The 5981-nt window shown below is 57.2% G+C and carries 5 protein-coding genes and 2 pseudogenes; 6 read left to right on the top strand and 1 reads right to left on the bottom strand.

The window, feature by feature from the left end; translation table 11 throughout:
• The 6 genes and pseudogenes from K309_RS43540 to K309_RS0133480 form a co-directional block, all read left to right on the top strand.
• Window positions 1-280: pseudogene (locus tag K309_RS43540) on the top strand (IS4 family transposase); the annotation flags it as partial.
• 137 nt (window positions 281-417) lie between these two features.
• A pseudogene (locus tag K309_RS44235) lies at window positions 418-684 on the top strand (alcohol dehydrogenase catalytic domain-containing protein); the annotation flags it as partial.
• Between the two features lie 70 nt (window positions 685-754).
• Window positions 755-1390 carry a zinc-binding dehydrogenase gene (locus K309_RS39650; protein WP_084402691.1) on the top strand — a complete coding sequence of 212 codons (636 nt, stop codon included), beginning with the start codon at window positions 755-757 and terminating at the stop codon, window positions 1388-1390.
• Between the two features lie 14 nt (window positions 1391-1404).
• Window positions 1405-2166 carry an SDR family NAD(P)-dependent oxidoreductase gene (locus K309_RS0133490; protein WP_051320756.1) on the top strand — a complete coding sequence of 254 codons (762 nt, stop codon included), beginning with the start codon at window positions 1405-1407 and terminating at the stop codon, window positions 2164-2166.
• A 20-nt stretch (window positions 2167-2186) separates the two neighbouring features.
• Window positions 2187-3470, top strand: a complete 1284-nt coding sequence (locus tag K309_RS0133485) for an acyl-CoA dehydrogenase family protein (RefSeq protein ID WP_029050301.1) — start codon at window positions 2187-2189, stop codon at window positions 3468-3470.
• Window positions 3467-4528, top strand: a complete 1062-nt coding sequence (locus tag K309_RS0133480) for a phosphotransferase family protein (RefSeq protein WP_035878808.1) — start codon at window positions 3467-3469, stop codon at window positions 4526-4528. The genes K309_RS0133485 and K309_RS0133480 overlap by 4 nt, the downstream gene beginning before the upstream one ends.
• 141 nt (window positions 4529-4669) lie before the next feature.
• Here the strand turns inward: K309_RS0133480 and K309_RS41115 are convergent, their stop codons facing one another.
• Window positions 4670-5659 (bottom strand): Bug family tripartite tricarboxylate transporter substrate binding protein, encoded by a 990-nt coding sequence (locus tag K309_RS41115; RefSeq protein ID WP_198030906.1) that lies wholly within the window; start codon window positions 5657-5659, stop codon window positions 4670-4672.
• Between the last annotated feature and the right edge of the window lie 322 nt (window positions 5660-5981).

Raw genomic sequence — 5981 nt, 5'->3', positions numbered from 1 at the left:
CGCCAAAATCCTCAGCGACAACTTGCACGCCCTATGCTGCCTCAGCGCCGCGCAGGAACATGAGATTGACTCGGACCGTCGTATCAACCGAACCTTCGCCATCACGGCTCTCAAACCTGTCCTGTCAGCGGCGCTGCTCGGCTTGCGCTGGGCCAAGGCTGCCCTGAATGAGACCTTGGCTTTGATCGCAACACGTGCCCATCGCGTGCGACCGGATCGCAACAAACCTCGTCCGCCTCGCCCAAAGCCTCATCGACATGCCGCTTATAAGGCTTGTTGATGCTTACAGTAACTTGGGTGGATTGCCAATAGACCCCCATAGCGCCCCGATTGAGGGAAAACCCTAAAGTGCTGGTAAATCTCGATCAGCATCCCATATAATTGATAGGTTCAACCATTGTGAACGGGAGGCCTCGCATGAAAGCGCTGCGCGTACATAGCTTCGGACGGGACAATCGACTTGTTATGGACGATGTACCAATACCACGGCCTGCGTCCGGGGAGATCCGCGTCCGGGTCCACGCATGCGGGATTTCGTATGTGGACCTATTGTTCGCGCGGGGTCAATATCAACTTCGACCGCCCTTGCCTTTTGTCGCTGGTAGTGAGTTCAGCGGAGTCGTGGACGCAGTCGGCCCCGACACAGAAACATTGCTGAAGGTTGGTGATCGCGTGTGCGGGGTGCGCCAAGGGGCTTGGGCTGAATTCGCATGTGTACCGAAAGACAGGGTGCATCCGCTTGCCGACAAAGCGAATGACATCGAAGCCGCAGTCGCCACTTCCGCGTATTCAACGGCACTTTATGCTCTCAGAGAGCGAGGCGCACTGCGAGCCGGTGAAACTTTGCTGGGTTCTTGGCGCTGCCGGTGCTGTGGGGCACGCGGCGATTCAGTTGGGTCGATGGATGGGGGCCCGCGTCATTGCAGGAGCTTCCACCCAGGCAAAACGCGATGCAGCGCACTTGGCAGGTGCGCATGACACGTTTGACACGACTACCGATTGGAAGGACACAGTAAAAGCGTCAGCCTCCGGCAAGGGTGTCAATGTGTGCTTTGACCCGGTAGGGGGTACCGCAACTGAAACGGCCTTCCGGACCCTCGGCTGGGAAGGCCGTCATCTGATGGTTGGCTTCGCAAACGGCGAAATTCCTTCTTTGAAGGCGAACTTGGCCATCCTTAAGGGCGCATCGCTTGTCGGCGTCGACATGCGGCAGTTCGGTTTCATGCAGCCCGCGCAAGCGGCCGCGATCCAGCGTGAATGTGTGGATCTTTTCAACGAGGGAACAATCCGCCCATTTATTCGAGCCGTCCTGCCAGTCAGCCGTATCACCGAGGCTGCCGAAATGGCATCGGAGCGGGGTGCGTTTGGCCGAGTGCTGTTCAACTTTTGACCTGAGACCGCCCCATGCTCAAATCCTCCTCCGACCACCAGCGGGAACCCCTGCAATTCTATGACAAGCGCGTTCTCGTCATCGGCGGCACAAGTGGCATTGGAAACGGCATTGCACAAGCGTTTCGAGCCGCAGGTGCTGAAGTCCACGTCTGGGGCACCCGGACACACGAAGCTGATTATCGACCAGAAGAGGGCTCAGATCTTCATGGCCTGCACTTCTCGAGTGTCGACGTATCGGACCCTAGCGCCGTTGCAGGCTGGCGCGAGCCATTTGACCGACTCGACGCCCTGATCCTCTCACAGGGCATCGTAGAGTATAAGCGGGCCGAGTTCACCGACGACACGTTTCGACGTGTGGTCGAGGTCAACCTTAGCAGCGTAATGAGCTGTTGCATGCGCTTTCGAGAGATGCTGCAAACGGCGGGGGGCTCTGTGATCGTCGTCAGCTCAATCTCCGGCTATAAGTCCGCCGTCGGCAACCCTGCTTACGCGGCGTCAAAAGCCGGCGCAATCTCGCTAACGCGCACTCTGGGCGCCGCGTGGGCGGGTGACGGCATTCGCGTGAATGGCATTGCGCCAGGGCTGGTGGACACAAAGCTCACCAAGGCCACTACGCAGAATCCTCAACGGCTGGAGGCAACCTTACAGCGCATTCCCTCTGGGCGCATGGGCACACCGCAGGACATCGCTGGTGTCGCGCTCTTCTTGGCCTCTCCACTAGCCGGCTATATCAACGGACATACCATCCCGGTGGATGGTGGTCTGCACGCATAATCTACGGAGCGGAGAAGATCATGGCTTGGGACTTTGAAACTGATTCGGAATTTCAACAACAGCTTGACTGGGTCGACGCCTTTGTGCGTGATGAAGTAGCACCGCTGGAGCATGTGCTTGTCAGTCCTTATGCAGTTCGAGACCCGCTACGCAATCGTCTAGTTAAGCCTTTGCAACAGCGCGTAAAAGAGCGCGGACTCTGGGGTTGCCACTTGGGCCCCGAACTCGGCGGCCCGGGCTACGGGCAAGTCAAACTTGGACTGCTAAATGAAATCTTAGGGAAGTCATCATTCGCCCCGACGGTATTTGGGTGTCAAGCACCGGATTCTGGCAACGCGGAAATTCTTGCTCATTATGGTACGCACGAGCAGAAACGAACCTATCTGACTCCTCTATTACAAAACGAGATCGTATCCTGCTTCGCCATGTCCGAACCGCATGGCGGCGCGGATCCCACGATGATCCGAACAACTGCAGTCCAGGACGGGGAGGAGTGGGTACTCAATGGGACGAAATGGTTCGCGTCAAGCTCCAACTACGCTTCCTTCTTCATCACTGTAGCCGTCACTGAGCCCGACGCCCCACTCCATCGACGCCTCTCCACCTTCATCGTACCAGCAGAGACCCCGGGCTTCGAGACCATCAGAGATGTGCATCTAGCCGGCCGAAAGGCAGAAGGGCACGCTCACGGGTACATCGCCTTTCGGAAGGTACGTCTCCCCGCGGATCACATGTTAGGCAATCGCGGAGACGCCTTCGTTGTCACGCAAACGCGATTAGGTGGCGGCCGCATTCACCATGCGATGCGCACCATTGGCGAAGCTCGAAAAGCGCTTGACATGACCCTCGAGCGGGCGGTTTCTCGTCCCTCACGCCACGGGACACTGGCCGACAAGCAGTTGGTCCAAGCCATGGTTGCCGACTCGTGGATCCAACTGGAGCAATTCCGACTGCTCGTGTTGCGAACCGCTTGGCTGATCGACAAGCACAATGACTATAAGAAGGTGCGAAAAGACATATCGGCAGTCAAGGCGGCAATGCCTAAGGTCTTGCATGACATCGTATCCCGAGCGATTCAAGTGCATGGCTCGCTCGGTGTCAGCAACGAAATGCCATTCTTCGACCAACTTCTCGCCTCTTATGTCATGGGTCTGGCAGATGGCCCGACAGAGGTACATCAAATCACGTTGGCAAAGGAACTTCTTGCCAGCGTGAAGCCAACTCATGAAGCCTTTCCCAGCCAGCATATCCCCACGCTGCGACAGCAAGCCCAAGAGCGCTATCGCGAAGAGGTTCGCCCATGAACTCCGGTTTGAATGCCAACGGACTCGATACGCTGATAGACCTTACGCGCCTGCAAAGCTGGATGGATGACAACCTAATCGGCCGCAAAAGTATAGAGAGACCACAACTACTCACGGGCGGAACTCAAAATATCCTGCTTCGCTTCGAGCGCGATGGCATCGGGTATGTCTTGCGTAGACCGCCCAAACACCCGCGACCAGACAGTGACTCCGCCATGATGCGAGAACCCAAGGTGCTGCGAGCCCTGTCGGGCACTGCTGTACCGCATCCCCAGCTTGTGGGCGTGTGCGATGACCCTCAGGTATTAGGAACCACCTTCTTCCTGATGAAGGCGGTCGAAGGGTTCAACGCCGGCACATCGGGCCTGCTACCGCTACACGCTGCCAATCGGCACATCAGAACACGCATGGGTCTAGCGATGGTCGACGCCATTGCTGCGCTCGGTAGTCTCCAGCCCGACGCGCTCGGCCTACAGAATATGGGGCGTCCACAGGGCTTCCTGCAGCGCCAAGTTCAGCGTTGGCAACAACAGCTTGAAAGCTATGAGCAGCACGCTGGTTGGCCAGGAGCCAGCTGCCTGCCGGCTGTGGAACCGATCGCACAGTGGTTACGTGCAAATCAGCCCGCCGAAACAACACCCGGCATCTTGCATGGCGACTTTCACCTATCAAACGTCATGTTCCGAAATGAGAGCGGCGAGCTGGCTGCGGTAGTGGATTGGGAGATGGCTACAGTGGGCGACCCGTTGTTGGACTTGGGCTGGCTCTTGGCCACTTGGCCACGGCCCGACGGTTCGCATCACCTGACAAACAAAATCGCTCCTTGGGACGGATTTCCGGTCGAAGCGGACCTTGTTGAGCGATACGCCGAGAAGAGCAGACGAGACCTGAGCTGTTTCCGCTGGTATGCCGTACTCGCCTGCTATAAGCTCGCTATCGTGCTTGAGGGTACGCATGCGAGGTCCTGCGCTGGCCTGGCTGATGCAGCCACCGGTAGCCGCCTGCATGACGCGGCATGCGGCCTCCTCATGCGTGCGGCAAACTGGATTGAAGAATAAGACGCAGCTGGAAAAAGCCCGTCCCGGCTACGGCGCCTGCTGAATCAAGTTTGTCCGTGGGCACTAGACCGGGTGGAGAACTAGTGCCCACGTTGCAGGAAATCGTTACGGCGCGAGAGCCCACATCTGGATGTAAGTACATTAGCTGTCTAGGCTAATCTGTGCTTTGCTAATTGCCTTCTGCCACCCATCGTGGGAAGCTTTCATCGTCCTGTGGAAGTCCACGCGACTACCCGCCCTGGTCGCTTCGAAGCCGTATGACTCGACCTTCTCTCGCACGTCCGTGCGTTGTCGAATACGAATGAGCTCAGCTGTCAGCCGTTCAACAATTGGCGTTGGCGTCCCTGACAACGCAACGAGGCCAAGGAAGCCCTCGATATCGAGTCCTGGTACTCCTAGTTCAGTAAAGGTTGGTACCGCCGGCATGGAGGCCACGCGATGCTTCATGCTACCCACCGCCAACACGCGAAGCTTGTTCTGATTCACGTATTGAGTCACCAAGTTTCCTGAAAGCCACCCAGCATCGATTCGTCCTGCCAAAAGGTCGGGAACTAATGGAACCTCGCCTTTGTACGGGACGTGCTCTGCCCTCACTTGAGCAGCCCGAGCAAGCAGCTCACTATAGAAGTGAGCGGCGCTACCTTGCCCTGGCGAACCAATGCTGACAGGCTGCTGAGCGCGACGCGCGTGGGCTAGAAACTCTTGCAATGTGCTCACTTGGAGGCTCGTTGGGACACACAAATACGAAGAAGTCTCTGCAACTTGCAGCAACGGAATGAACTCACGAAACGGATCGTAGCGTAGCTTCGGATAGAGCAGCGGAACGCGAACCAGTTCAGTACTTGCCATGAGAATGGAGTAGCCATCTGCCGGTGCAGATCGAATTGCGCCGATGCCGATTGTCTGATTCGCGCCCGGTTTGTTCTCTACCACGACAGATTGCTTCAGCGCGTTCCCCAAGTGTTCCGCATATATGCGAGCCAGCGCATCGATAGAACTGCCTGCTGTTGCAGACACGACTATGCGCAGGGGCTTCGCCGGCCAATCTTCCCCTCGTGCCGTCACCGGCCACCATTGAAAAGCCATCGAAGGTGCCAGCGCTATAGCGCCTAGCGTGCGGCGACGAGACATGTGCATCTGCGACTCCTAGGGACAAACGATAGTTGGATGGCAAAACACCTACGCTCAGAGCTAGTATATGATGGTTCAACCAAAGATAAATTGATGGGAAACCCTTGATAGCTGCGAGAGAAATGAGGTCGGCAATAGAAGCGAGGTAGATCCCTGCGAGTGATGCAGAGTGTCGAGATACGAGCGTCGACGCCCAAAGAAAGATAGGAGAACAATATCGTGAGCCTGCCCATCGAACTGACAAGCCGCCTGCGGCTACCGCTGATCGAGATAAAGTCAAATCTGGTGTACGAAGGTTGATCGTGGCCGGTTCTCAGGCGGC

Origin of the sequence: Cupriavidus phytohabitans (genome assembly GCF_000426345.1) — a bacterium.
Taxonomy (GTDB): Bacteria; Pseudomonadota; Gammaproteobacteria; order Burkholderiales; family Burkholderiaceae; genus Cupriavidus.
Note: the sequence above shows the minus strand (reverse complement) of the source record. Positions and strands in the feature narration are given on the sequence as shown.